Source organism: Streptomyces melanogenes, from assembly GCF_014649795.1.
In the GTDB taxonomy this organism is placed as follows: domain Bacteria; phylum Actinomycetota; class Actinomycetes; order Streptomycetales; family Streptomycetaceae; genus Streptomyces; species Streptomyces noboritoensis.
In genome coordinates, this window is sequence record NZ_BMTS01000016.1 from 99,061 (window position 1) to 124,193 (window position 25,133).

Here is a 25,133-nt window from a genome sequence, read left to right on the forward strand (position 1 = left end):
GAGCAAGGCATGATCAATCGCAGGTCGTTCATCGGAATGGCGGGGGCCGGAGCTGCGGCTCTGTCCCTGTCGGGGTTCACCACGGCCACCGCCACGACCACCGGCCAATGGGACCGGCTGCGCGCGAATCTGACGGGCCAGCTGGTGCTGCCGTCCGACTCCACGTACACGGCGGCCAAGACCGTCGAGTACGGCCAGTACAGCCTCACCAATCCGCAGGCCGTCGTGTACGCGGCGAACGCCAACGACGTCACGACCAGCCTGATCTTCGCCGAGTACCACGACATCCCGGTGACGGCCCGCAGCGGCGGCCACAGCGGCGGCGGCTACTCGACCACCGAGGGCCTGATCATCGACGTCTCGAAGCTGAACGCGGTGACGGCGGGCTCCGGCACGGCGACCGTCGGCGGCGGTACGCAGCTGGTCGACGTCGTCAACGGCCTCGGCGCGAGCGGCCTGGCGATCCCCGGCGGCATGTTCCCGACCGTCGCGCTCGGCGGCTTCCTCCAGGGCGGCGGCGTCGGCCTGCTCACCCGCCAGCACGGGCTCGGCGCGGACAAGGTCACCTCGGCGAAGGTCGTCCTGGCCAGCGGCCGCCAGGTCACCGCGTCCCCGACCTCCAACCCGGACCTGTACTGGGCGATCCGCGGTGGTGGCGGCGGCAACTTCGGCATCGTGACCCAGTACACGGTCACCCCGACCGCCGTCCCGAACCTGAACGTGGCCGAGCTGCTGTTCACGTACGACCACGCGGTCGGCGCGATGCACGGCCTCACCCAGTGGCTGGAGGGCGCGCCGACCACGTTCGGCAGCCGCTCCAACATCGACCTGTTCGACTCGGCCGCGGGCAACGCCCCTCTGGTGACGCTGCTCGTCACCTCGATCGGCACGCGCGCGGAGTTCGACACCGAGATCGCCCGACTGATCGCCCTGACGGGCGCGGCGCCGATCCAGCAGAACGTCTACACGGACACCTACAAGTCCGCGATGATGAAGATCTTCGGCTGCGGTACGTACTCGCAGCAGCAGTGCCACAACAACACCTGGGACCCGGCGAACGGCAAGCTCGCCCCGTTCGGCCACGTCCTGGGCCGCGGCCGGCTGCTGAGCCGGTCGCCCTCGGAGACCGAGTGGGCGCGGCTGGTCAGCGTCTTCGACACCGAGCGCACGGCCGGGCACTTCCACAAGTTCGAGATCATGGCGCTCGGCGGCGCCGCCAACAAGGTCTCGCGCACCTCGACGGCGTACGTCCACCGCGACAGCACGCTGCTGATGTCGTACTACACGTTCGCCTTCGGCATCCTCTCCGGCGACCAGCTCACCTCCGGCCAGCGCTTCGTCGACAACGGCTTCAACGCGGTGAACCCGATCTCGAAGGGCGAGTCGTACCAGAACTTCATCGACCCGGCCCTGACGGACTGGCGCACGGCGTACTACGGCGAGAACTACGACCGCCTGTCCTACGTGAAGTCGAAGTACGACCCGTACGGCGTGTTCTCGTTCGCGCAGGGCATCGACTGACGTTACGTCACGTCAACTCACTGAGCGCGTTTTCGCTCGTTGGGGCCGGGTCGGAACTCCTCCGACCCGGCCCTTCGTTACGTACCCACGACCTCCGCTTTGCGATCCATTGACCCTGGCCTCCTACGGTCAAGGAACGGCATGTGCGGCGGACAAGGGCGCGTGCGGGAACGACGGGGGAAGGTGCCCAGGTGGGCGACGACGGCAAGGTTCTGGACATCAAGACGGCTGATCTGAAGCTGTCGGCACCGGTCTTCCACGAACAGGCGAAGAACCTCAGCACCGCGCTGACCAACCTGGTCAAGGCGCTGGACGGCTTCGGCAAGCCGTGGGGCGACGACGAGCAGGGCAAGGCGTTCGGGGACGCTTACGAGCCACAGCAGAAGGCGATCGAGCGAGGCGCCGGGATCCTGGTGCTCGGGCTCACCAGCATCCACGAAGCCATGATCGACATGTCCGACGGGCACGTGGACAACGACGAGTTGATCGCCGGGATGTTCGCGAAGGTGAAGCCGCAGGACAAGGCCCAGGACCAGCCGCAGGACGGTGCCGAGTGAGCATCGAGGACGAGGCCAAGAAGATCCTGCTCAAGCTGGGCATGTGGTGGCCGGACGCGAACTCGGGCACCCTGCGGCACGCGGCCAAGGCCTGGCGGGACTTCGCGGACGCGGTCGACGACGTCCGCACCCCGGTGAACAACACGGCGAACTCGCTCATCCACAACAACCAGGGTGAGGCGATCGCGACCTTCACCACCTTCTGGGAGCGGTACGCGAAGGGCAAGGACGCGGGCTGGCTCAGCGACCTCTCCAAGTCGTCGCGGAACATGGCGGACGCCCTTGAGAAGTTCGCGGACGCGGTGGACGACGCGATCACCAAGCTGTGGACGCAGATCGGCATCGACGCGGCGGTGATCGCGGGCGGGATCGCCCTGGCCTTCTTCACCGCGGGCCTCGCCTCCGGGGCCGCGGTGGCGGCCGCCGACGTGATCATCGAGATGGGCGCCACGCTCGGCGTCGCGGTCTCCACCACGGTGGCGGAGATCGCGGCGGGCACGCTGGTGGCGGCCGCCTTCGGCGGCATCGAGTCGGTCACCGTGGACCTGGCCGTGGCCCAGCCCCTGAAGATCGCCACCGGTCTGCAGGACGGCTTCAGCCTCGACGAGGTCAACCAGGCCGCCAAGGACGGCATGATCTACGGCGGCGCGCTGGGCGCCGGAAGCGGCGTCCTGAAGGCGGGCGTCGAGGGCGCGTTCACCAACCCCACCCCCTTCATGCTGCGCCCGCCCTCACTCCGCCCCGACCTGGTGGAGCTCGGTCCCGCCGCCCGCAACTGCGACCGCACCCGCTGCGTCGGCGAGCCGATCGACGTGGCGACCGGGGCGATGCTGATGGCGCAGACCGACCTGTCGCTGCCCGCCTCGCTGCCGTTCGTCTTCGAGCGCACGCATCTGTCCTCGTACCGGGGCGGGGTGTGCCTCGGCCCGACCTGGATCTCCACCCTGGACGAGTGCGTCCAGATCGACGGCGAGGGCGTCGTCTTCGCGGGCGCGGACGGGATGCGCCTGGTCTACCCGGTGCCGACCCCCGGCGAGCCGGTGCTGCCGGCCAAGGGCCCGCGCTGGCCGCTGGAGTGGGACGGCAAGCCGGACGGTGTGATGACGATCACCGACCCGGCCACCGGCGTGGTCCGCTCCTTCAGCACCCCGCTCAACTCCGCCACCCCCGGCGTCTTCCACCTCCCCATCGACGCCTGGCAGGACCGCAACGGCGCGCGCGTGGACGTCGAGCGCAACGCGGGCGGCGTCCCCGAGGGCATCCGCCACTCCGGCGGCTACTACCTCGCGGTCGACTCCCACGGCCCCCGCATCACCGCCCTGCGCCTGCTCGACCGGGCCCCCGACCGCTACACCGGCCACCTTCCGCAGGACGCGGGCACGGTGGTGATGCGCTACGGGTACGACAAGGCGGGCAACCTCACCGAGGTGATCAACTCCTCGGGCGAGCCCCTGACGTTCGCGTACGACGACCAGGGCCGCATGACCCGCTGGACGGACCGCAACGGCACCTGGTTCTCGTACGAGTACGACGCGCGCGGCCGGGTCGTCCGCACCGACGGCGTCGACGGCATCCTCTCCGGCACGCTCACGTACGACGACGCGGCCCGGACGACGACGTACACCGACTCGCTGGGGCACTCCTCCAGCCATCGCTACAACGCGGAGGGCCTGGTCGTCGAGGAGACCGACGCGCTCGGCCACACCACCCGCACGCAGTGGGACGACCGCGGCGACAACCCCCTGACCAGCACGGATCCACTCGGCCGCACGACTCGGTACGGGTACGACGAGCACGGCAACCTGACCGAACTCGCGCTGCCCGACGGATCGGTGGCCCGCGCCGCCTACAACGGGCTCGGTCAGCCCGTCGAGGTGGTCGAACCGGGCGGAGCCACCTGGCACCACACGTACGACGAGCTCGGCAACCTCCTCACCACCACCGACCCGCTGGGCGCGCGGACCACCCACGTCTACGACGAGTCGGGCCACCTGACCGCCGTCACGGACGCCCTCGGCGGCACGCGGCACATCACCCCGGACCCGGCGGGCCTCCCCGCCGCGATCACCGATGAACTCGGCCGCACCACGACCGTCCGCCGCGACCCCTTCGGCCGCCCGACCGAGGTCACCGACCCCCTCGGCCACACCACCCGCACCACGTGGACCACGGAGGGCAAGCCGGCCCGGCGCGAGCACCCCGACGGCACGGCGGAGTCGTGGACCTGGGACGCGGAGGGCAACCCGCTCGCCCACACCGACCAGGCGGGCCACACCACCCACCACACCCCGGCCCCGTTCGACGTCCCGGCCACCCACACCACCGCCGAGGGCGCCACCTACACCTTCACCCACGACACCGAGCGCAGGCTCACGGGCGTCACCAACGCACAGGGCCTGACCTGGACCTACACCTACGACGAGGCCGGTCGCCCGACAGCGGAGACCGACTTCAACGGCCGCACCCTCACGTATACGTACAACGCGGCGGGCGAGCTGGTCTCGCGCACCAACGGGGCGGGGGAATCCCTGCACTTCACGCGGGACCCGCTCGGCCGGACCATCGAACAGCGGTCCCAGGCGGGCGATGCCGGTACCGCAGGTGGGACCACGACCTACGCCTATGACCCGGCCGGCCATCTGGTCCGCGCGGTCGACGCCGACGCGGAGGTCACCTTCGTCCGGGACGCGCTCGGCCGGGTGACGGCCGAGACGGTGAACGGCCGCACGACGACGTACGAGTACGACGCGGGCGAGCGGCTCGTCCGCCGCACCGCCCCGTCGGGGCTGGTCTCGCGCTGGTCGTACGACGCTACGGGTCGCGCGCTCGAACTGGCCTCGGACGCGGGTACGTTGACGTTCGCGTACGACGCGGCCGGTCACGAGACCTCGCGCCGCATCGGCGACGGGGTGATCCTCCACCAGGCCTGGGACGCCGGGGACCGGCTGGCCTCCCAGTCCCTCACCGCCCGCTCGGAGCAGGCCGACCGCCTCCTCCAGCACCGTACGTACGCTTACCGCGCCGACGGCCACCTGACCGAGATCCGCGACCTGAGCTCGGGGACGCGGAGGTTCACCACCAGCCCGGCCGGCCGGGTGACCGGCGTCCGGGCCCACGGCTGGACCGAGGCGTACGCGTACGACACGGCGGGCAACCTGACGCGCGCGGCTGCTCCGGCGGCGGGTACCGATGCCGACGACGCCGACGCAGGCTCCGGCGAGCGCGAGTTCGAGGGCACCCTGATCCGCCGGTCCGGGAGCACGACGTACGAGCACGACGCGCAGGGCCGTCTGGTCCGGCGCACACGCAAGCTCCTCAACGGGCAGCGCCGGAGTTGGACCTTCACCTGGAGCCCCGAGGACCGCCTCACCTCGGCGGTGACCCCCGAGGGAGAGCGCTGGCAGTACACGTACGACCCGCTGGGCCGCCGCATCGCCAAGTACCGGCTGCTCGACGACGGCTCGACGGCCGACCGCACCGACTTCACCTGGGACGACACCCGCCTCGCCGAGCAGACGGCCCCCGACGGCCGGGTCACCGCCTGGGACTACGCCCCCGGTACGCACACCCCGCTGACGCAGACGGGCCACCGCCCCCTCGTCCGTACCGGAGGTACGTCCCTGCTGGCGTCGCTGGCCGAGGACACCACCGCCGACCGGACGATCCGCTTCCACGCCGTCATCACCGACACGGCGGGCACCCCGACCGAACTGGTCACACTCGACGGCGAGTTGGCGTGGCAGCGCCGCGCCGTCCTGTGGGGCGCCCGCCACGCCACCGCGCTGGACGAAGCCTCGGCCGACTGCCCCTTGCGTTTCCCGGGCCAGTACGCCGACCCCGAAACCGGCCTGCACTACAACTACTTCCGCTACTACGACCCGGAAACGGCCCGCTATCTCTCGGCGGACCCCCTCGGCCTCGACCCGGCGCCGAACCACCACGGATACGTCGACACCCCGCTGTCGATGATCGACCCGCTGGGTCTGAAGACCTGCGACGAGCCGGTCCCGACGCAGAAGCCCCGGACGGGCGTGAAGGGCCTCATCAAGGAGGCCCAGCTGCCCACCTCCGGTCGCATCCGGTTCGTACCGTCGCAGGACGTGAACGTGAACTCGGGCCTGCCCCGGGGCACTCGGAAGGGCTACATCGACCGCTTCGGTAACGAGTGGATCAAGGGCCCGTCGCGCACCGCGGGCCAGCCGTTCGAGTGGGACGTCCAGCTGAGCAAGAAGGGCAAGGCCCAACTGGGCTGGCTGAGCCGCGACGGCAGCCACCTGAACGTGTCGCTGGACGGCGAGATCACCCACAAGTGAGCCCCAGTGAGCCAACTGAGACAGTGGACGGCGTCACAGCCGCCAAGACAGCAGGAAACGGACCGCCCACGATGGACCAGACCGAACAGCCCCAAGAGGACGCGTTCCACTTCTACGCCGAAGTACGCATCACCCACTCCCCCCGCCGCCCGGAACTGGCGGGCCGCCTGGGCGCGATCCTCGGCATCACGGAACCCCGCGACCCGGCGGTCCCCCCGGCCTACGCGGTCATGGTGGACGACTACGACTACACGGTGCAGTTCGAACGCGAGGAGCTGACCCCTACGGGGCGGGACCGGAAGCACGAGGACTACTACTGATCGGCTGCCGATGAAATACGTCAAGATCGACTGGATGCGGTCGGACGCCGTCCTCCTCGACGAGCTCCTGCCCGCCGACGACGGCGGCTGCACCCACGAGACAGCCCTGGCGGACGCCACGATCACGGTCCACGCCCACGACCTCCGCGCGGTCTGGGAGGAGGCGCCTGGCAGGGCGGGGCGGGGTGACACCGGACCGGCGTACCGGCCGGGCGGCGGCACCTAAAAGCCCAGGAATTTCCTGCCCCGCTGCCAGCGGGATCAAGCCCGGCTCCCCCACAAGCACCCCCGGCCCGATCTGCGTTATGCCCAGCTATTGGCTTGGTGTGGGCCAGATATCGGTCGCCGAAAAGCGCTTCGCAATTCCTGGCGGACACGCAAGCGCCCGACCGCTGGCGACGGGGGATGCACCAGCGATCGGGCTGTAGCCAACCCTAACAACCCTGCTTGCGCTGCGGGAATGGCCTGCTCGGCCTCAACGGCGACTTGTGATCGGGATCACATCGCGTGGTTACTGGTCGCAAGGAGGCGAGTACGACAGACGAGGTAGATTCTCATGCCATTTATCTGGCGTCAGGACACCCCGAGTGGTCGCGCAAATACGGCTGATGGCCTCATCCGCGTCCAAGTTCCACAGCCGGACGGTATCGCTGCCGCTCGACACTCCGAGCATGTGGCTGTTGGGGCTGAAGGACAGGAAGTTTCCCGTCTTGGCGTTGGGGCTCATCGACTTGCCGATGGGGGTGGCCGCGGACGGGTGGGCGACGTTCCAGAGCCGGACCGCGTTGTCGTTGCCGCCGCTCGCCAGGGTGCGGCCGTCCTGGCTGAACGTCAGGGACACGACCGCTTCGGTGTGGCCGGTGAGCGGTGAGCCCAGCCGGGCCGCCTTGAGCGGGTCGGTGATGTTCCAGAGGCGGACCGTGTCGTCGTCGCTGCCGCTGGCCAACGTAAGACCGTCCGGACTGTAGGAGAGCGCGTTGATGGGACCGAGGTGTCCTGTCAGGGGTGCGCCGAGTGGGGGGACCCGGCGCGGGTCGGCCACGTCCCACAGCCGGATGGTGCCGTCCGCGCTGCCGGACGCGAGAGTGCGGCCGTCCGGGCTGAAGACGAGGGAGTTGACGTACCCCTTGTGACCCGAGAGCGGCGTGCCGAACGGGCGCGGCCGGGCCGGATCGCCGACGTTCCACAGCTGGATCGTGCGGTCGTCGTACGCGGTCGCCAGCGTGCGCCCGTCCGGGCTGAACGCCAGCGCGTCGGGGCCCGAGAAACGGGTACGCAGGGCGACAGGCGACCCGTAGGGGCGGGGACGGGTCGGGTCGGTGACGTTCCACAGCTGCACCGCGCGGTTCCTCATCAGCACCGCGAGCGTGCGGCCGTTGGGAGAGAACGCCAGCGAACGTACGTCACCGTCCCCCGGCGTGAACGGCTCGCTCAGCGACACGGGCCGGTTGGGCGTCTCCACGTTCCACAGCCGGACCCTGCGGTCGCGCGCGGCCGTGGCGAGCACCCGCCCGTCCGGGCGGAACGCCCCGATACGGCCAATCATGTCCGACGTCGGTATCGACCACAGACGGACCTTGCTGTCGCCACTCCCGGTGGCGAGGGTCCGGCCGTCGGGGCTGAAGCCCAGGGCGTACATCTCGCCGCTGCTCCCCGCGAGGGGCTCGCCGACCTGCGACGGGTACGCGGGATCGCTGACGTTCCACAGGCTCGCCGTGCTGTCCGCGCTGGCGGCGCCGAGTTTGGTGCCGTCCGGGCTGAAGGCCACCGACCAGACGGGGCCGGTGTGGCCGGTGAGCGGTGTGCCGAGGGGGGCCGCGTGACGGGGGTCGGCCACGTTCCAGAGGCGGATGGTGTCGTCCGCGCCGCCGCTGGCGAGGGTGCGGCCGTCGGGGCTGAAGGCCACGGAGTGCACCGTGCCGGTGTGGCCGGTCAGCACCGTGTCGATCGGCACCGGTCTGAGCGGGTCCGCGGTGTCCCACAGCCTGATCGAGCCGTCGTCGCCACCCGCTGCCAGCGTCCGCCCGTCCGGACTGAACGCCACGCAACGGGCGGCGGCGGTGTGGCCGGTCAGGGAGCCGAGGGCTTTCGGCCGGCGCGGGTCGGCCACGTCCCACAGCCGTACGGTGTGATCCTCGCTGGCGGAGGCCAGGGTGTGCCCGTCCGGCCTGAAGGCGAGGAGGTAGATCGTGCTGTCGTGGCCGGTCAGGGGAGCGCCGAGCGGCTGCGGGCGGCTCGGGTTCCGTACGTCCCACAGCCGGATCGTTCCGTCGTCCGAGGCGCTGGCGAGGGTGCTGCCGTCCGGGCTGAAGACCGCGCTGCTCACCCAGCTCGTGTGGCCGGTGAGCGGTTTGCCCAGCTGCTTGGGCTGGGTCGGATCGGCCACGTCCCACAGGCGAACGGTCCGGTCGTAGCTGGCGGTGGCCAGGATCCGGCCGTTCGGGCTGAAGGAAGTGAGGTAGACGGCTCCGGTGTGGCCGAGGAGCGGAGTGGCCAGCGGAGCGTTCACGATCGAGATCAGTCGGTTGTTCGCGCCCTTGTCGTGAGGCCGCAGGTTGTGCGCCACCAGGGCGAGCTGAGCGGAGAGCGAAGGGTCGGTGTGCTGGGCGCGGTCGGCTTCGGCGACCACCTGCTCGAACACGGCGTCGTCCCGCTGCTCCCGTGCGACCCACGCCGCGCAGACGGCCAGTATCGCCAGGACGACCAGGGCGGATATCGCACTGCGACTGATCCAGACCGTGCGCTTGCGCAGCTTGACCGAAGCGGCCAGGAATTCGACCGCGTTCCGGGTGAGGAAGGTGTTTCCGGCGGACTTCGCCCAGGCGTGGGCCTGCTCCAGGCGGGAACCCCGGTAGAGCAGCGAGGTGTCCCGCTTCGAGTCCTCCCAGGCCCGGCCGTCCTCCTCCAGCCGCTGACGGAGCAGATTGTCGCTTCTATCCTCGTCGATCCAGTCGCGCAGGCGCGGCCAGGCGTGGAGGAGCGCCTCATGGGTGATCTCCACGGTCTCCGCGTCGAGCGTCACCAAGCGGGCGCGCACGAGCGCTTCGAGCGACTCCTCCGTCCTGCCGGGGTCCGTCGACTCCTCCGCCAGTTGGCGCCGCGTCCCCCGTCTACGGGTGGCCTGGGTGTCCTCGCTCAGTCTGACCAGCCTGAGCAGGAGCAGTCTCGCGGCCGTACGGGCCGCCGGGTCGAGGCTCGACCAGGCGCGCTCGGCGGTCGCCGCCACCGCTCCCTGGATTCCGCCCGCCGCGCGGTAGCCGGCCAGCGTGAGCCGCCCCGCCTTCCGTCGCTGCCAGGTGGCGAGGAGGGCGTGGGAGAGGAGCGGCAGCGCCCCCGCGTCGTGCACCCCACGGGGCCCGTCGGCGCTCACTTCCCGGACGATCAGCTCCGCCAGCCCCGGTTCGAGCTCCATTCCCACGGCCTTGGCCGGGCCGGCCACCGCTTCGCGGAGCTCCGCGGTGGTCAGCGGCCCGAGCACCATGTGGCGGTGTTGCAGCGCGTCGGCCAGTTCGGGGTACGCGAGGCAGCGCTCGTAGAAGTCGGCGCGTATGCCGAGGACGATGAGCATGGGGGCCGGGTTGCCCGGTTCACCCGGTTCGCCCGGATCGGCGGGCGTGCAGGCGGCGTGGAGGAGCTGGACGAACGTACGCCGGTTCGCCTCGTCGGAGCAGAGGGTGAAGGTCTCCTCGAATTGGTCGACGATGAGGACGGGTGGGGTGGGACTGGCGGGGCTGGCGGGGGAAGGGGTCTCGCGTCGGGCCCATGCGGTGACGGCTTCCCTCACCGCGTGCGCGAACTGCGGAGTGCCGGGCTCCGCTGCGGCGGAGACGACGGGTGCGAGCTCGGGGATCCGCTGGGTCAGCTCCGCGAGAGGATCACTTCCCGGTACGAGCTGAAGCACCTCCCGCGCCTGGCTGTCCTCGTCACTCGGTCCGGCGTTCCGCAACGCGGGCACCAGCCCGGCGTTGAGCAGGGAGGACTTTCCCGCTCCAGAGGCGCCCACGAGCATGACCAGGCCGCCGGTCTTCTCCGCCGCGCGAAGCTGCGCGACGAGGGCGTCCCTGCTCCGCTCGCGACCGAAGAACCACCGGGCGTCTTGCTGACGGTACGAAGCCAGGCCTCGGTACGGGCACACGCCACCGGGGACGGCCCCCGCTTCGACCGCGGGGCGCTCCTCTTCCTCGGGCGAGGCGGGGCGATCACCAACAGGGTCGGCAACCGCGCGCTCCCACAGGCGCTGCCAGTGCGCCATGTCGTACAGGCCCTTGGACACGGGTGCGGGCCGCGAGCGCCGCGCCTCGGGGATCAGGACGTGCAGCACCACGGCGAGGGCGGCGAACTGGGCAGGCACGTTCCGGGCCCGTCGCCAGTCGCTGATTCGCTGAGCGGACACCCGCACGGGCCGCCCTCGCTCGTCGACCCGCTGAAGCCGGACGACCGCCTCGGCCACGCGCTTGAGAGGCGGATTACCGGCCTCCGTATACAGCAGCGCGAGACGTTCCGCGAAGGCTATGCGTGCCCCTGAGTCGGAACTCAAGGTCTCCACTCCTCACTTCCCCCGCGCCTGGACATCCGGACCGGAAAACTCACCCTATACGGCTGACCTGCGGTTAAGCCGTGAAAACGATGCCAGGGCCTCCTCGGCGGAAGCCTCGGCTGGCAGGATCTCGACTCAGTAGCGCACCAACCGGGCAACGCCCAGGCAGGGCCACCAGCCCGGCGCTCGAAGAGACAGCTCATGATGCCGCATGTTCTCGGTCAGCTTCGATTCGGAGCCACGAGAGGGCGGCGACGGCCTCGCCGCGTGAGCCTGAGGGATCCGTGGAGCCGGCCGTATGCGGACGGCTGGTCCATCCACGGGTCCGGCATCCCTTGATCCGCGCCACATACCCGGCACGGATCGACGCCGACCGTGTGGCCCGGCACCGGTCCCAACAGGGGAGGGACTGGCGCCGGGCCCATGCGGTCGGGTGTGAATGCTTCGGCCGGCCTCAGAGGGCGCCGACAGCAGCCGATGCGGAAGAGGCCGTTCTCTCGGGGGGTTCTCTCGGGGAGCGGCCTCTTTGGCGTTGCTGGGTACGACGAGGTGCTGCGGACCTCGGGACGGGCTCTCGACCAGGCCCGGCTCACTCCTGAGCTCCCATGCCTCCTCCGTAAATGGCCGCTCGCCTTCCAGCTCTAGATCCAACCCGCCGCCCGAGCAGCAAGCGACGCATCAGCCTCAGCCGCATCCGCGTCGGCATTCAAGCCTTCATTCCTGCCCATACCCTCGCTGCCCGCAGCCTGCATAGCAGCCTGGGACGCCTTCAATGCCGCTCGGTAAGCGGCGGCGGACGGCTCCGTCGCGCCACCATGGTCACGAGCTACCTGAGCGGCGATAGCCGCGGCGGCGGCAGCGTTCCTCGCGCAGCGGGCGTCCGCTGCTGGGTCCAGGGGTGAGTGGTCCAGCTCCGCGAGGACCTGCGCGGACAGGCGGAGGGCGTTCGCTGCCTTCGCGGCGGGGTCTCTGGGCACGGCTTGGGCGTCATGTTCCTCGACGCCGGCGTAGCGGCACGCAGCCGCAGCACGGTCCAAGGCCCTTCTGCCTCGTGCGGCGTGCACCTTCCTGAGCGCAGCTGCCGAAGCCGTGCCGCCCTCGGCCTGTGAGGTGGCCAGTTGCTCAGTGCCAGCGGGTTCGCTCATCGCCATCTCCCTGTCTTCCCGGACCACGGTGATCAAGCGCCGTTGCTCGCCCCAGGCAACGGTTGCGCGGCAGGGTGACACGTCCAGCGCCAACAAACCAGTGCGGCCCTTGAATCCGGTCAGGAAGCGTCGCCGTCACGGCGGGCCGACGGCAGCAGGAGATCGCGCTCGGGGTGCTTCTCGCCCGTGACCCTCCCCTGAATGCCGAGATCCGCCCGCGCCGTTTCATGGAACGCGTTGATCACACGGAACGCACCACGGTGCCGCTGGCGCCACTCCTCCAAGCTCCCGGCTATCTTCCCCGTGGCCTGCCACTCGATCTCCGCGAGGACGACGTTCAGCTCGTGCGCCGCCTCGATCGCATCGTCCCCACCGAGCAGCATGACCCGCTCGAAGCTGCGCCCCCAGGTGAGCGAGGCGTCCGCCAGATCGTCACGGAGCTCGCGCTCGGTTCTCTCCTCCTGGCGCAGGCCCTCCCCGAACTCATAGAGCCGGACAGCCATGGCGATCTTCGCCTTCACCGCGTCGACGTAGTTGGCGTAGGCGTCGATCTTCTTGTCGTCCCACCTGGTCAGGAGCTGGTAGTGGTTACGGCTCCGCTCCATCGCGTGGTTCGTCACGTACGTGGTCCCCGCACCCAGCATCACGGCGGCAACGGTGACAAGCTGCTCGACGGCCCCCACTGCATCCCCCAGACGCGGCAGACATGTAGATGTCCAGAGGATCTTAGGCGGGCCGCACCAGAAGGGCTCAGCGCTACGAGAACAACCCCAAGGCATCATCAACAGACCACCTCTGCCAGCACACAGCAAACAGCCCAGCCGCAGATATGAGCGCCATCATCAGGTTCTGCCCCTGCTCCGCCCAGTCGTGGATCATGAGCACGAAGTAGATGAGGTTCAGCAGCAACCCGCCCACGAGCGCGACCGGCGTCAGGAAGCCGAAGATCAGGCCGAGGCCGAGGGCCAGTTCCGCGTAGGCGACGACGTACGCCATCAGCTTGGGACGGGGCTTCACCACCAGGTCGAAGCCGTGCCGTACGAACGGCCAGCGGTGCTCGTTCGCGATTCCCGCCGCCCAGGAGATGCCCCCGCCGGCGAACCATGTCTTCTTGTCCTTGTGGCGCCAGCTCTCCAGCCACCACAGGCCGAGCCCGATCCGCAGGACCGCGAACCACTCCGCTCCGCCGAGCCACATCGTCTCCACGGCCGATCCCTCCCTTGGGCGTACCTGATGGGTCGTCAGTTGACCGTGAAGGTGAGCAGTCGCGCAAGAGTCCGGCTCGCGCTGCTCCTTGCCGCCCCGCGAGTGACCCCCTAGCCTCGATCTGATGGATCGTCAGATTCGAGTCGGTTGAACCGGCAGGCAGTAGGGGGTAGACGGCGTGGTCAACGGCGACATCGGCACCGGTGGCGTGCCCCGGGTCATCAGCGTGGACGATCACGTGATCGAGCCCGCGCACCTCTTCGAGACGTGGCTCCCCGGCAAGTACCGCGACAAGGGGCCGAAGCCCTTCACCGCAGGCATCGGGGAGCTGGCGTACGTCGGCGGGAAGTACCGGTTCACCACGGACCCCGCGGGCCAGATCACCGACTGGTGGGAGTACGAGGGCCTGCTCTTCCCGTACAAGCGGATCATCGCCGCCGTCGGCTTCTCCCGGGACGAGATGACGCTCGACGGCATCACCCGGGAGGAGATGCGGCGGGGCTGCTGGGACCCCAAGGCGCGGCTGGACGACATGGATCTCAACCACGTCGAGGCCAGCCTCTGCTTCCCCACCTTCCCCCGGTTCTGCGGCCAGACCTTCGCCGAAGCCCAGGACAAGGAGGTCGCGCTGGCCTGCGTGCGCGCGTACAACGACTGGATGGTGGAGGAGTGGTGCGGGGACAGCGGCGGGCGGCTGATCCCTCTGTGCCTCATCCCGCTGTGGGACATCGACCTCGCCGTCGCCGAGATCCGCCGCAACGCCGCACGCGGGGTACGGGCCGTGACGTTCTCCGAGATCCCCACCCACCTCGGCCTGCCGTCGATCCACTCCGGCTACTGGGATCCCTTCTTCGCGGCCTGCGAAGAGACCGGGACCGTGGTCAACATGCACATCGGCAGCAGCTCCCAGATGCCCGCCGCGTCCCCCGACGCCCCGCCCGCCGTCCAGGCCTCGCTCAGCTTCAACAACGCCATGGCCTCGATGATGGACTTCCTGTTCAGTGGCGTCCTGGTGAAGTTCCCGCGCCTCAAACTGGCGTACAGCGAAGGCCAGATGGGCTGGATCCCGTACGCCCTGGAGCGCGCCGACGACGTATGGGAGGAGCACCGCGCCTGGGGCGGGGTCAAGGACCTCATCCCCGAGCCGCCCTCCACGTACTACTACCGGCAGATCTTCTGCTGCTTCTTCCGCGACAAGCACGGCATCGCGTCCATCGAGACCGTGGGCGTCGACAACGCCACCTTCGAGACCGACTATCCCCACGTCGACTCGACGTGGCCGCACACCAAGAAGGTGGCGGAGGACCACGTGGGCGGCCTGCCGGAAGAGGTGGCGTACAAGCTCCTGCGCGGGAACGCCATCCGCATGCTGGATCTTCCATTCGACCGGGAGCGGAGGGTCGGCTCGACCGCCTGACGCCTCGGGTTTCGCCGCAGCCGGACGCTGGGGGCGTGCGCGCCCTCAGCGTTACCGTTCAAGGTGAGACCCGCGGAGAGGTGGACGGCGGAGAGGTGGACGCATGAGCAATCCCGTGTCAGAGGCCCTGGTCACCGTGGGGCGCGGCTATGTGCGCCACGCCCCCACCGCACTCGGCAAGGCTCCGCTCTCCGCGCACTACCTGAACCCTCGGCTACGGGATCGCCCCCGTCAGCGCATGGCCCGCACCCGCTTCGGCGCGCGCTTCGCCGTCGATACGACGGACCTGATCCAGCGGTACCTCTACCTGTACGGCGTCTGGGAACCGCACATGACGCGGTGGTTGGAGCGTCGGCTACGTCCCGGGGACACCTTCATAGACGTCGGCTCCAACATCGGTTACTACAGCGTGCTTGCCTCACGCCTGGTCGGTGGGGCGGGGCGCGTGGTGGCCGTGGAGGCCTCCCCGGCGTTCCATCGCCGGGTGCTCCAGCACGCCCGGCTGAACGACTGCGGCAACATCCGCGCGGTCAACTCCGCCGTCTCCGACCGGAACCAGCTGCTGAAGTTCATCCTGGCCAGCTCACGGAACATGGGCGCGACGAGCACCGTCCCGTACGAGGGCCCGGCAGAGTCCACCTTCGAGATCGAGTCGCACCCCCTGCCCGAGATCCTCGCCCCGCAGGAGATCGCCAACGCCCGCATCATCAAGATCGACGTGGAGGGCGCGGAGGGAAGCGTCGTACGGGGCCTGGCCCCCATGCTCGGCAAGCTCCGCCCCGACGCCGAGATCACCGTCGAGGTGACCCCCCACCGCATGCGGCAGCTCGGCGACGACGTCACCGAGCTGCTGGCCACCATGCGGGAGCACGGGTTTCACACGTACCACCTGACCAACGACTACTCCCCCGAGTCCTACCCGGCCGCGCTCAGCAGCCCGGCCGCGGTGCCGGTTCGCTGGCGCGCGCCGGTCGACTCGGAGAGTGACCTGGTCTTCTCTCGCGTCGACGCCGAGAGTCTCCCGTGACCACGTCGGGGAGCAGACTGCCCGCGTACAGCTCTCCCGTACAGCTCTTATGCGAACCGCAGCGCTGGTCAGTCCATCGCCGGGAAGTGCCACTGGAGGTTCGACAGCGCCGCGGCCCTCGCCTCCACCACCGCCATGCGCGCATCGCGCTCGGTGGTGTCCGTGTGGGCCGCCTGGCTCGTCGACTGCCCTTCCCACTTGCGGTAGATGAGGCCGACCTCGCGCGTGAAGTACCCGCGGCTGACCGCGTCCAGCGCGAGCAGCAGACCCGTGTCCTCCGAAGCCGGAAGCGCCATCCAGCCGCCGAGCGCGACGAGGAGATCACGGCGTACGAAGAGGGTCGCCGGGTGCACCTGTGCGCGGTAGCCGTGCTCCTGCCAGTGGCGCAGCACCTCGCCGCGCTCGATCGGGCCGCCTTCCGGGTCCTGGTCGAAGCCGAGGGTCGAGCCGTCGGGCAGGAGGTCGAGCACCCGGGACGTCGTCCAACCGATGGTGCGGTCGGATTCGAGTACGGCCAAGTCGCGGGCCAGCGCGCCGGGAGCGAGCTGGTCGTCGGCGTCGAGGATCTTGACGTAGTCGCCGTCGGCATCCGCCAGCGCCATCGTGCGCGCCACCCCGGGGCCACCGGCGCGCCCCTGCCGGAAGGTCACGCGCGGATCGTCGGGAACGTGCGGAGCGACGTCCTCGCTGCGCCCGTCCTCGCGAATGACCCAGTGCCACTCCCAGCCGTCCGGGAGCTCCTGGTCGCACAGCGACTTGTACGCCTCGGACAGGAACTTGGCGGACGGCGGGTGCACAGCGGTCACGACGATGATGCGCCGGGGCACGGCGTCACCACCTTTCCAGTGGAGTATTGAAGATCATTTCTGTGCGGTCGCCGGGCACCGTGACGTACGAGATCTCCACAGGCCGGTCATTGATGTCGTACGAGGTCTTCCGCAGCAGCACGACCGCCGTCCCGGGCGGGAGCTCAAGCTCCTCCGCCTCCTCCGGCGTCGGCGGGCGCGCGGTGACCCGCTCCTCTATGCGTCCCAGCTCGATGCCGATGGTGAAGAGCTGGTTCATGGTGCCGCCGGGCCACGGCTCCTTGGTCTCGTCCAGTAAAGCCGGATTGCCGGCGACGAGTTCGTGGATGAGATACGAGGTCACGAGGTTGAACGGGGCAGTCTCCGCGCTGTAGCGGGTCCGGTAGGTGCGCTGGAGGAGAAGCGTTCCCTCCGGGACTCCGAAGGCTTCCGCCAGCTCCGCGTCCGCCTTGGCCTCGCGGTACGACGCATAGAAGACGAGGTCGTTGACCGTCAGCCCGGTGTCGTGCTCCGTGGCGCCCGTCTGCAACCGCATGGGCTCCGGCTCGCGTGCCCGGTCCTTCTCCCACTGGTGGCGGACGTTCGAGCGCACCACCGTCGTACGCGGGCGGCGTACGAAGTTGCCCCGGCCGTGCTGCTTCTCGACGAGGCCTTCATCCCTCAGCAGACGTAGCGCCTCCCGGATCGTCGGCACGCTCCGCCCGAATCGCTCGGACAGCTTTGCTTCTGTGGGCAGTTGGTCCCCCGGAGCCAGCTGACCCGCCCGGATGGACTCCCTGAGCTCATCCGCGATCCGCTCGTAGACCTTTGCCACCGTGCTCACCGTTCCCGTCGTGCGACCTCGATCAGCATACGAGTCATCAAGAGGTCTTGACGAGTGGAGAGCCGTCCGCCACACTCCTGGAAACTCATAAGGAGGACTTGAGGACAAGACCTCTTAAGGAATCGCCACTTCATCAACTGACCTGCGACGAGGGAGACAACCCATGTCCGAGCCGAATGCGGCCACCTCCGAGCGCCCCACCCTGATGGCGGTCGGCGACCTGCGTGACGCCCTCGCCGCCTTGGAGCGAGGAAAGGTTTCCGTCGCGGTCGCCGCCCTGATGGCCATCGACGAGGACTCGTGGCGGGCCCTGGAGCGCCGCGTCGCCGCCGTGGGCGGAGACCTCCGCGGCCTGCTCCTCGCGGCCGCCGACGGAAACACCAGCCTGCTGACGGCCGGGTAGCGACCTACCCGCTCCGCCCGAGCGAACCACTTCCCCGAGGAGGATGCCCGATGACCAACGAACCGAGCGGACCCGAGGTCGCGTACGTGAGCGCTCCCGACATCGCGGCCGAGATCGAATGGATCGCGAGGCACGCCTACACCCCGCCGACCGACGCGTCAGCGGTCCGCGAGATCCGCCTCCGGGAGGCCGCGGCCCTCGACCGCATCGCGCTCCAGGAGGAGGCCGCGCGCCCGTCCGAGGTCGCCGCCGAGTCGATCGCGACGGCGGTCCAGGCGGCGGAGAGCCTCGCCGCGTACGACGCGAAGCACGGGACGCTCACCTACAGGGGAGCGGAGCTGGCCGGCGCCGAGGACTTCCGCGCGTACGTCCGCGAGGAGTACCGCGCCTGGCGCCACGCCCAGGCCTCCTGAGCTTCAGAGGCGGGGGTCAGCAAAAGCAAAAGCCCCAGGTCACGTCGAGTGAGTCCTGGGGCTTCCACGGAGCCGCCTTCGGGATTCGAACCCGAGACCTACGCATTACGAGTGCGTTGCTCTGGCCAACTGAGCTAAGGCGGCGCGCCGTCCGCACCATGGTGCGATCAGCAACGCGGCCAAGTCTACACAGTTTCCGGGGGTGCTCCCGACCACCCCTGTTCGAGAGACTCCCGCAGCTCAGGTGCACTTCTTGTCGGCGGGCGGGGGCGTGCCCTCCAGGAGGTACGTGTTGATCGCGGTGTCGATGCAGTCGCTGCCCCGGCCGTACGCCGTGTGGCCGTCGCCCTCGTACGTGAGGAGCCTGCCCGAGGCCAGCTGGGAGGCGAGGGACTCGGCCCACTTGTAGGGGGTGGCCGGGTCGCGGGTGGTGCCGACCACCACGATCGGGGCCGCGCCCTTCGCCTCGATGCGGTGCGGGGCGCCGGTGGCCCTGACCGGCCAGTACGCGCAGTTCAGGGCGGCCCAGGCGAAGCCCTGGCCGAAGACCGGGGAGGCCTTCTCGAAGGAGGGGAGCGCGGCGTCGACCGCGCCGGGGCCGGAGAAGGAGGGGGGCAGGTCGAGGCAGTTCACGGCCGCGTTGGCGTACATCAGGTTCGCGTACTTCCCCTCCGCGTCCCGTTCGTAGTACGAGTCGGCGAGGGTCAGCAGGCCACCGCCGTCGCCGTGCATCGCGCGCGTGAGGCCGGTGCGCAGCTCGGGCCAGGTCGTCTCGTCGTACATCGCGGCGATCACGCCGGTCGTGGCGAGCGCCTCGCCCAGCTTGCGGGTCTCGCCGGTCTCGATCGGCTTCGCGTCGAGGTCGGTGAAGAACTTCTTCAGCCGGTTCGACGCATCCGCGACCGACGTCGTGCCCAGCGGGCAGTCCTTCTCCTTGCGCCCGACACAGTCCGCAGCGAAGGACTGGAACGCCGTCTCGAAGCCCGCCGTCTGGTCGCGGTTCATCTCCAGCGCGGGCAGGGACGGGTCCATCGCACCGTCCAGGACCAGGCGCCCGGTGCGGTCCGGGAACAGCTCGGCGTAGGTCGCGCCCAGGAACGTGCCGTAGGAGGCGCCGAAGTAGTACAGCTTCTCGTCGCCGAGGAGCTGACGCAGGATGTCCATGTCACGGGCCGCCTCGACGGTGGAGACGTGCGGCAGCACCTTGCCGGAGTGCTTCTCGCAGCCCTTCGCGAAGTTCTCGAAGGAGGTCGCGAGCGCCGTCTTCTCGGCGGCGTCGTCCGGGGTCTGGTCGACCTGGGTGTACGCGTCCATCTCCTGGCTCGTCAGGCATTCGACGGGCTCGCTGCGGGCCACCCCGCGCGGGTCGACGGCCACCATGTCGTACCGGGCCCGGACCGGGGCGGGGTAGCCGAGGCCCGCGTACTGCTGGAGGTAGCCGACGGCCGTGCCGCCCGGGCCGCCCGGGTTGACCAGGAGCGAACCGATCCGCTTGCCCGGGCCGGTGGCCTTCTTGCGGGCCACCGCCAGGTTGATGGAGGTGCCCGTCGGCTTGTCGTAGTCCAGCGGCGCCTTCATGGTGGAGCACTCGAAGCCCGGTACGCCGCACGCCCGCCAGGTCAGCTTCTGCTGGTAGTACGGGCGCAGGGCGGCCGACTGCTGGGCGCCCGCCGCCGAGGTGGTGGACGCCGTCGCGGTGGTGGACGAGCTGCCGGACGAGCATCCGGAGGCGAGCAGCCCGGCGGTCGCGACGGCGAGGGCGGAGGAACGGAGCAGGCGCCTGGAGTCCATCCCCGGAGCGTAACCGGGGAGTGACGGCACGTGCCCTGTTGGCGGGTGGACGACGGCTCGTACGAGTGAGGCGGTCAACCGGGAGCACAGGGGATGCTGCCCGGGGGCGCCGGTCGGCTCAGCCCGCCCGCAGCGCCATCGTCATCGCCTCCACCGCGAGCAGCGGTGCCACATTGCGGTCCAGTGCCTCGCGGCAGGCGAGGACCGCCTCTATCCGGCGCAGGGTGCCCTCGGGTGCGGAGGCGCGCGCGATGCGGTCCACCGCGTCCCGCACCTCCTCGTTCGCCAGCGCGATGCCGGAGCCGAGCTGGAGCGCCAGGACGTCGCGGTAGAAGCCGGTGAGCTCGGTGAGGGCGAGGTCCAGGCTGTCCCGCTGCGTACGCGTCTTGCGGCGCTTCTGGCGGTCCTCCAGCTCCTTCATCGCCCCGGCGGTGCCGCGCGGCATACGGCCTCCGGCCTGGGCGCCGAGCGCCGCCTTCAGGTCCTCGGTCTCCTTGACGTCGACCTCTTCCGCGAGCTGCTTGGCGTCCTCGGCGGCGGTGTCGACCAGCTCCTGGGCGGCCTTGAGGCAGCCGCCCACGTCCTCGACGCGGAGCGGCACCTTCAGCACGGCGGCGCGGCGGGCGCGCGCGCGGTCGTCGGTGGCCAGGCGGCGTGCCCGGCCGATGTGCCCCTGGGTGGCGCGGGCGGCGGCCAGCGCGGTCTCCGGGGGGATGCCGTCACGGCGGATCAGCACGTCGGCGACGGCCTCGACCGGGGGCGTGCGCAGCGTCAGATGGCGGCAGCGGGACCGGATCGTCGGCAGCACGTCCTCTAGCGACGGCGCGCACAACAGCCACACCGTGCGCGGCGCGGGCTCCTCCACGGCCTTCAGGAGCACGTTGCCCGCGCCCTCGGTCAGCCGGTCGGCGTCCTCCAGGACGATCACCTGCCAGCGGCCGACGGCGGGCGACAGCTGGGCGCGCCGGACGAGCTCGCGGGTCTCCTTGACGCCGATGGAGAGCAGGTCGGTGCGGACGATCTCCACGTCCGCGTGCGTGCCGACCAGCGTGGTGTGGCAGCCGTCGCAGAACCCGCAGCCGGGCTGCCCGCCCAGCGCCCGGTCGGGGCTGACGCACTGGAGCGCGGCGGCGAACGCGCGCGCGGCCGTGGCCCGGCCCGAGCCGGGCGGGCCGGTGAACAGCCACGCGTGCGTCATCTTCGACGCGTCCGCGACGGGCTCGCCCGCCGAGACCGCGGTCACCTGCGCGTCGGCGTCGCGCGCGGCAGCGGCCAGCTGCTCCTGCACCCGGTCCTGGCCGACCAGGTCGTCCCACACCGTCATGGGTCACCGCCTCCGCGCTCTGTTCCGCCCCGTACGTCCCCGCTACGACCCCATTGTGAGGGAGGGGTCGGACAATCCCGTCCGGCGCGGCCTTCCCGCAGGTCAGCGGCGGCGGCCCCGGCGGTCGTCATCGTCGTCGGCGTGCGGCCCGAGCAGCTCGTCGGCGAGCGAGGGCAGATCGTCCAGCGGGGTCTCCTCGGCCCAGTCCGAACGCCGCCGGGGCCGACGCCCCCGCTTCGGCTCCGCTGCGGCCCCGGGCTCGGCGCCCAACTGGTCGGGGTTCACCTGCGGCAGCTCCCGCGTCCGCTCGTTCGGCCGCTCGGCCTCCTGCTCCCGCTCGTCCCGGAAGAGCCCGGGCGGGAACCGGTCCCCGTCGCGCACGGGTGGCAGGACCGCCGTCTCGTCGGCGTCCCGCGCCCCTTCCCGTACGGGAGGCAGCACGGTCGTCTCGTCCGCGTCCCGCACGGGCGGCAGCACCGTCGTCTCGGCGGCCTCGGCCGGGACCTGCGGCAGCACCGTGGTTTCGGCGGCGGCCGGACCCGGCTCGGCCCGGCGGGGGGCGTCCGCGCCCGGCACCGGGACTTCCTGGGTGATCTCGTCGGGGCTCACCTCGGGCCGGGCATCCGGCTTCAGGACGGGCGTGGGCACCGTCACCTCGGAGGCCGACTCGGCCTCGGGCTTCCGCTTCGCGCGCGTGGCCGAAGTGTCCTCCGGGCCCTGGGCGGGGGCGGAAGGAGAAGCCACGGGGGCGGACGGAGAAGCCACAGCGGTCGAAGCCGTCGCCGCAGCCGCGGCCGCCGCGCTCGCCGCCTCCGCGAGACGGCGGGCCTCCTCCGCCCTCCGCAGCGCCTCCTCGGCCCTGCGCTGCTTCTCCAGCCGGCGCTCCTCGGCCTCGGCGCGCAGCTTGGCCTGCTCCTCGGCCTGCTTGCGCAGCCGCTCCTGCTCGGCCGCGGCGGCCTTGGCCTCCGCCTCGCGCCGTACGCGCTCCTCCTCGGCGAGGCGCCTGGCCTCCTCGGCCCGCAGCCGGGCCTCCTCCGCCTGGCGCTCCTCCTCGCGGCGGCGCGCCTCCTCCAGCTCGCGCCGCTTGCGCTCTTCCTCCTCGGCGCGCAGCTTGGCGAGCTGCGCCTGGCGCTCGCGCTCCAGGCGCTCCTCCTCGGCCTTGCGCGCGGCCTCTTCCTCGGCCTTGCGCCGGGCCTCCTCCTCGGCCGCCTTGCGCGCCTCCTCCTGGGCCTTCACCTCGGCCTCGGAGAGCGGCAGCATCTGGTCGAGCCGGTGGCGGACGACCGTGGTGACGGCCTCGGGCTCCTGGCCCGCGTCCACCACCAGGTAGCGGGACGGGTCGGCGGCCGCCAGGGTGAGGAACCCGGCCCGCACGCGCGCGTGGAACTCGGGCGGCTCCGACTCCAGCCGGTCCGGCGCCTCCGTGAACCGCTCCCGCGCGGTCTCCGGCGCCACGTCGAGCAGCACGGTCAGGTGCGGTACGAGACCGCCGGTCGCCCAGCGGTTGATCCGGGCGATCTCGGTCGGCGACAGATCGCGTCCGGCGCCCTGGTAGGCGACGGAGGAGTCGATGTAGCGGTCCGAGATGACGATCGCGCCGCGCTCCAGGGCGGGGCGGACCAGGGAGTCGATGTGCTCGGCGCGGTCCGCCGCGTACAGCAAGGCCTCCGCACGGTTGGAGAGCCCGGCGCTGGAGACGTCGAGCAGGATCGAGCGCAGCCGCTTGCCCACCGGGGTCGCGCCCGGCTCACGGGTCACCACGACCTCGTGGCCCTTGGCCCTGATCCACTCGGCCAGCGCCTGCGCCTGGGTGGACTTTCCGGCGCCGTCGCCGCCCTCAAGGGCGATGAAGAAGCCGGTCGGGGCCGGGGCCTGGACCGGGTCGGCGCCGCGCACCGCGTCCCGCAGATCGCGCCGCAGCGGCACGCCCTGCCGGTCGTCGGTCTTGGCCAGGACGACCGCGGCGACCGGCAGCAGCAGCGCGCCGACCAGCATCAGCGTGAAGCCGGCGCCGCCGTGCGCGAAGACGAATCCGTCACCGGCGAGCCGGTGCGGGCCGATCGCGGCGGCGACCAGCGGGGCGAGGATCGCGCCGAGGCCGATCGCGACCCGTACGACCGCCTGGAGGTGGTCGGTGGTGCGGGCCCGGCGGTACTCCTCGGTCTCCTGGTCGACCAGCGTGTGTCCGCTGTTCGCGGCGACACCGGCGGCGACACCGGCGAGCAGCGCGATGAACAGGACGGTCGCGGTGTCCGGCACCAGGCCCATGGCCAGCAGCGCGACGCCGGTGACGGCGATGGCCAGCGAGAGCAGCCGCCGCCGGGAGAGCACGGGCAGGACCTTGGGCGCGGTGCGGATGCCCGCGCCCGTGCCGCCGACCAGCGCGAGGACCAGCAGCGCGAACGCCGCGGGCCCGCCGCCGAGGTCCGCCGCGTGCAGTACGGCCACGGCGACCGCCGACGCGATGGCGCCCGCGACGGCCCCGCAGGCCAGCACGAGCAGCGGGACCGCGCCCGTACGCCCCTTGTCGGGACCGGCGCCGGTGGAGGGCCTGCGCAGGCCCTCCAGCGGCGAGCGGGCGCGCGGAGTCTGGGAGTCCGGAAGTTCGAGCATCGCCAGGACCGAGACGGACGCGGCGAACAGCCCGGCCGCCACGTACGAGCCGAGCGCGGCCTGGTGCAGCGAGAACCAGTCGATGCCCTTGCCGAGGCCCTTGCTCACGAGCGCGGCCACCAGCAGGGCGGCGGCGGCCGTCGGCACGGACGCGAACGTCGTCCGCAGCGACAGGCGCCGCAGCGCGTCCAGATGGTCCGGCAGCGGGCGCACGGCGGCGCCCTCCAGCGGGGGCGCGGGCAGCAGCGCGGGCGCCGCGCTCTCCTTGCACACCGTCCAGAACCGCTCGGCGACCCCGGCCACGAAGGCCGTGGCCAGCAGGAAGACCAGCGCGTTGTCGGGGGTCCAGTCGATCCACAGCGGCGCGACGATCAGCAGCGCGGCGCGTACGCCGTCCGCCCCGACCATCGTCCAGCGCCGGTCCAGCGGACCGCTGGGCGCGGTCAGCGCGGAGACGGGTCCGAGCAGCACCGCCCCGAACAGGAACGTCGCGAGGACCCGGGCGCCGAGCACCGCGGCGACGGCGAAGGCCGCGCCCCGGTAGCCGCCGCCGAGGGCGTCCTCGGAGACCGCCGCTTGGAGTGCGAGGAGCAGGAGGACGAGGACGGCCAGGGCGTCGCCGATCCCGCCGACGAACTGCGCGCTCCACAGCCGCCTCAGCGGCGGGATGCGCAACAGGGCCCGTACGGCACGCTCGCGTGAGTCGGCGGCTAGGGCGTCGGAGATGGGGCTCACGACCGTGGGGGTCCCCCCTACGCCTTCGGAGCTCTGGGGATGCTCGGCTCGCGTCATCCGCCCAGCCTATCCGGAGCGCCCAGATCCTCGAGGCCCCGCCCGAACATACGGGCGGCGACCTACGGCCTACCTACCCAGCTGTGGGCAACAGTGCTACCCAGCTGTGGGCAATCGTGCCGCTA

The 25,133-nt window shown here is 71.0% G+C and carries 17 protein-coding genes and 1 tRNA gene; 9 read left to right on the plus strand and 9 right to left on the minus strand.

The annotated features are described in order from the left end of the window. Positions 1–9 precede the first annotated feature (9 nt). From IE252_RS30250 to IE252_RS30270, 5 genes are all read left to right on the plus strand, one after another. On the plus strand, positions 10–1,521 hold the full coding sequence (locus tag IE252_RS30250; protein WP_190092600.1) for an FAD-binding oxidoreductase: 1,512 nt from the start codon (positions 10–12) through the stop codon (positions 1,519–1,521). Between the two features lie 191 nt (positions 1,522–1,712). After that, on the plus strand, positions 1,713–2,078 hold the full coding sequence (locus IE252_RS30255) for a hypothetical protein (RefSeq protein WP_190092601.1): 366 nt from the start codon (positions 1,713–1,715) through the stop codon (positions 2,076–2,078). Next, positions 2,075–6,391: a polymorphic toxin type 17 domain-containing protein gene (locus IE252_RS30260; protein ID WP_190092602.1), complete on the plus strand. Its 4,317-nt coding sequence runs from the start codon at positions 2,075–2,077 to the stop codon at positions 6,389–6,391. Before IE252_RS30255 ends, IE252_RS30260 begins: the two co-directional genes overlap by 4 nt. Positions 6,392–6,462: 71 nt before the next feature. Beyond that, a complete protein-coding gene (locus IE252_RS30265) occupies positions 6,463–6,711 on the plus strand; it encodes a hypothetical protein (protein ID WP_190092603.1) in 249 nt (82 codons plus the stop codon). A 10-nt stretch (positions 6,712–6,721) separates the two neighbouring features. Further along, the gene (locus IE252_RS30270) at positions 6,722–6,937 is read left to right on the plus strand and encodes a hypothetical protein (RefSeq protein WP_190092604.1); all 216 of its coding nucleotides are present in this window, start codon (positions 6,722–6,724) and stop codon (positions 6,935–6,937) included. Between the two features lie 285 nt (positions 6,938–7,222). Here IE252_RS30270 and IE252_RS30275 read toward each other — a convergent pair whose 3' ends face one another. From IE252_RS30275 to IE252_RS30285, 3 genes are all read right to left on the minus strand, one after another. Then, positions 7,223–11,257, minus strand: coding sequence for an nSTAND1 domain-containing NTPase (locus IE252_RS30275; protein ID WP_190092605.1), 4,035 nt, complete (start codon positions 11,255–11,257; stop codon positions 7,223–7,225). Between the two features lie 1,255 nt (positions 11,258–12,512). Continuing rightward, on the minus strand, positions 12,513–13,037 hold the full coding sequence (locus tag IE252_RS30280) for a hypothetical protein (RefSeq protein WP_229848875.1): 525 nt from the start codon (positions 13,035–13,037) through the stop codon (positions 12,513–12,515). A 112-nt stretch (positions 13,038–13,149) separates the two neighbouring features. Next, positions 13,150–13,599, minus strand: coding sequence for a DoxX family membrane protein (locus IE252_RS30285; protein ID WP_190092607.1), 450 nt, complete (start codon positions 13,597–13,599; stop codon positions 13,150–13,152). Positions 13,600–13,777: 178 nt separating this feature from the next. Between IE252_RS30285 and IE252_RS30290 the strand changes: the two genes are divergently transcribed. Both IE252_RS30290 and IE252_RS30295 read left to right on the plus strand, forming a co-directional pair. Beyond that, positions 13,778–15,016 (plus strand): amidohydrolase family protein, encoded by a 1,239-nt coding sequence (locus IE252_RS30290; RefSeq protein WP_190092608.1) that lies wholly within the window; start codon positions 13,778–13,780, stop codon positions 15,014–15,016. Positions 15,017–15,119: 103 nt separating this feature from the next. Next, complete coding sequence (locus IE252_RS30295) at positions 15,120–16,043, plus strand: FkbM family methyltransferase (RefSeq protein ID WP_190092609.1); 924 nt, start codon at positions 15,120–15,122, stop codon at positions 16,041–16,043. A gap of 68 nt (positions 16,044–16,111) precedes the next feature. Here the strand turns inward: IE252_RS30295 and IE252_RS30300 are convergent, their stop codons facing one another. After that, positions 16,112–16,870: a glycosyltransferase family 2 protein gene (locus IE252_RS30300; protein WP_190092610.1), complete on the minus strand. Its 759-nt coding sequence runs from the start codon at positions 16,868–16,870 to the stop codon at positions 16,112–16,114. Positions 16,871–16,874: 4 nt separating this feature from the next. Continuing rightward, positions 16,875–17,663 carry a GntR family transcriptional regulator gene (locus IE252_RS30305; protein WP_190092660.1) on the minus strand — a complete coding sequence of 263 codons (789 nt, stop codon included), beginning with the start codon at positions 17,661–17,663 and terminating at the stop codon, positions 16,875–16,877. A gap of 172 nt (positions 17,664–17,835) precedes the next feature. Here IE252_RS30305 and IE252_RS30310 point away from each other — a divergent pair, with 172 nt between their 5' ends. Together IE252_RS30310 and IE252_RS30315 are read left to right on the plus strand one after the other, a co-directional pair. Then, positions 17,836–18,075, plus strand: a complete 240-nt coding sequence (locus tag IE252_RS30310) for a hypothetical protein (protein WP_190092611.1) — start codon at positions 17,836–17,838, stop codon at positions 18,073–18,075. A gap of 50 nt (positions 18,076–18,125) precedes the next feature. After that, the gene (locus tag IE252_RS30315) at positions 18,126–18,488 is read left to right on the plus strand and encodes a hypothetical protein (RefSeq protein ID WP_190092612.1); all 363 of its coding nucleotides are present in this window, start codon (positions 18,126–18,128) and stop codon (positions 18,486–18,488) included. Between the two features lie 70 nt (positions 18,489–18,558). On the opposite strand, the gene IE252_RS30320 is transcribed toward IE252_RS30315, so the two are convergent. The 4 genes from IE252_RS30320 to tmk form a co-directional block, all read right to left on the minus strand. Further along, positions 18,559–18,632 (minus strand) — tRNA-Thr (locus IE252_RS30320). Positions 18,633–18,728: 96 nt separating this feature from the next. Further along, the gene (locus IE252_RS30325; RefSeq protein WP_190092613.1) at positions 18,729–20,279 is read right to left on the minus strand and encodes an alpha/beta hydrolase; all 1,551 of its coding nucleotides are present in this window, start codon (positions 20,277–20,279) and stop codon (positions 18,729–18,731) included. Between the two features lie 118 nt (positions 20,280–20,397). Next, positions 20,398–21,603: a DNA polymerase III subunit delta' gene (locus tag IE252_RS30330; protein ID WP_190092614.1), complete on the minus strand. Its 1,206-nt coding sequence runs from the start codon at positions 21,601–21,603 to the stop codon at positions 20,398–20,400. Positions 21,604–21,705: 102 nt separating this feature from the next. Beyond that, on the minus strand, positions 21,706–25,008 hold the full coding sequence (tmk, locus tag IE252_RS30335) for a dTMP kinase (RefSeq protein WP_190092615.1): 3,303 nt from the start codon (positions 25,006–25,008) through the stop codon (positions 21,706–21,708). Positions 25,009–25,133: the final 125 nt, after the last annotated feature.

Excerpts from the sequence above, each read along its gene's own strand:
- IE252_RS30270 (WP_190092604.1), top strand. The coding sequence starts at position 6,722 with ATGAAATACGTCAAGATCGACTGGATGCGGTCGGACGCCGTCCTCCTC.
- IE252_RS30295 (WP_190092609.1), top strand. The coding sequence starts at position 15,120 with ATGAGCAATCCCGTGTCAGAGGCCCTGGTCACCGTGGGGCGCGGCTAT.
- IE252_RS30250 (WP_190092600.1), top strand. The coding sequence starts at position 10 with ATGATCAATCGCAGGTCGTTCATCGGAATGGCGGGGGCCGGAGCTGCG.
- IE252_RS30325 (WP_190092613.1), bottom strand. The coding sequence starts at position 20,279 with ATGGACTCCAGGCGCCTGCTCCGTTCCTCCGCCCTCGCCGTCGCGACC.
- IE252_RS30265 (WP_190092603.1), top strand. The coding sequence starts at position 6,463 with ATGGACCAGACCGAACAGCCCCAAGAGGACGCGTTCCACTTCTACGCC.
- IE252_RS30315 (WP_190092612.1), top strand. The coding sequence starts at position 18,126 with ATGACCAACGAACCGAGCGGACCCGAGGTCGCGTACGTGAGCGCTCCC.
- IE252_RS30280 (WP_229848875.1), bottom strand. The coding sequence starts at position 13,037 with ATGCTGGGTGCGGGGACCACGTACGTGACGAACCACGCGATGGAGCGG.
- tmk (WP_190092615.1), bottom strand. The coding sequence starts at position 25,008 with ATGACGCGAGCCGAGCATCCCCAGAGCTCCGAAGGCGTAGGGGGGACC.
- IE252_RS30310 (WP_190092611.1), top strand. The coding sequence starts at position 17,836 with ATGTCCGAGCCGAATGCGGCCACCTCCGAGCGCCCCACCCTGATGGCG.
- IE252_RS30330 (WP_190092614.1), bottom strand. The coding sequence starts at position 21,603 with ATGACGGTGTGGGACGACCTGGTCGGCCAGGACCGGGTGCAGGAGCAG.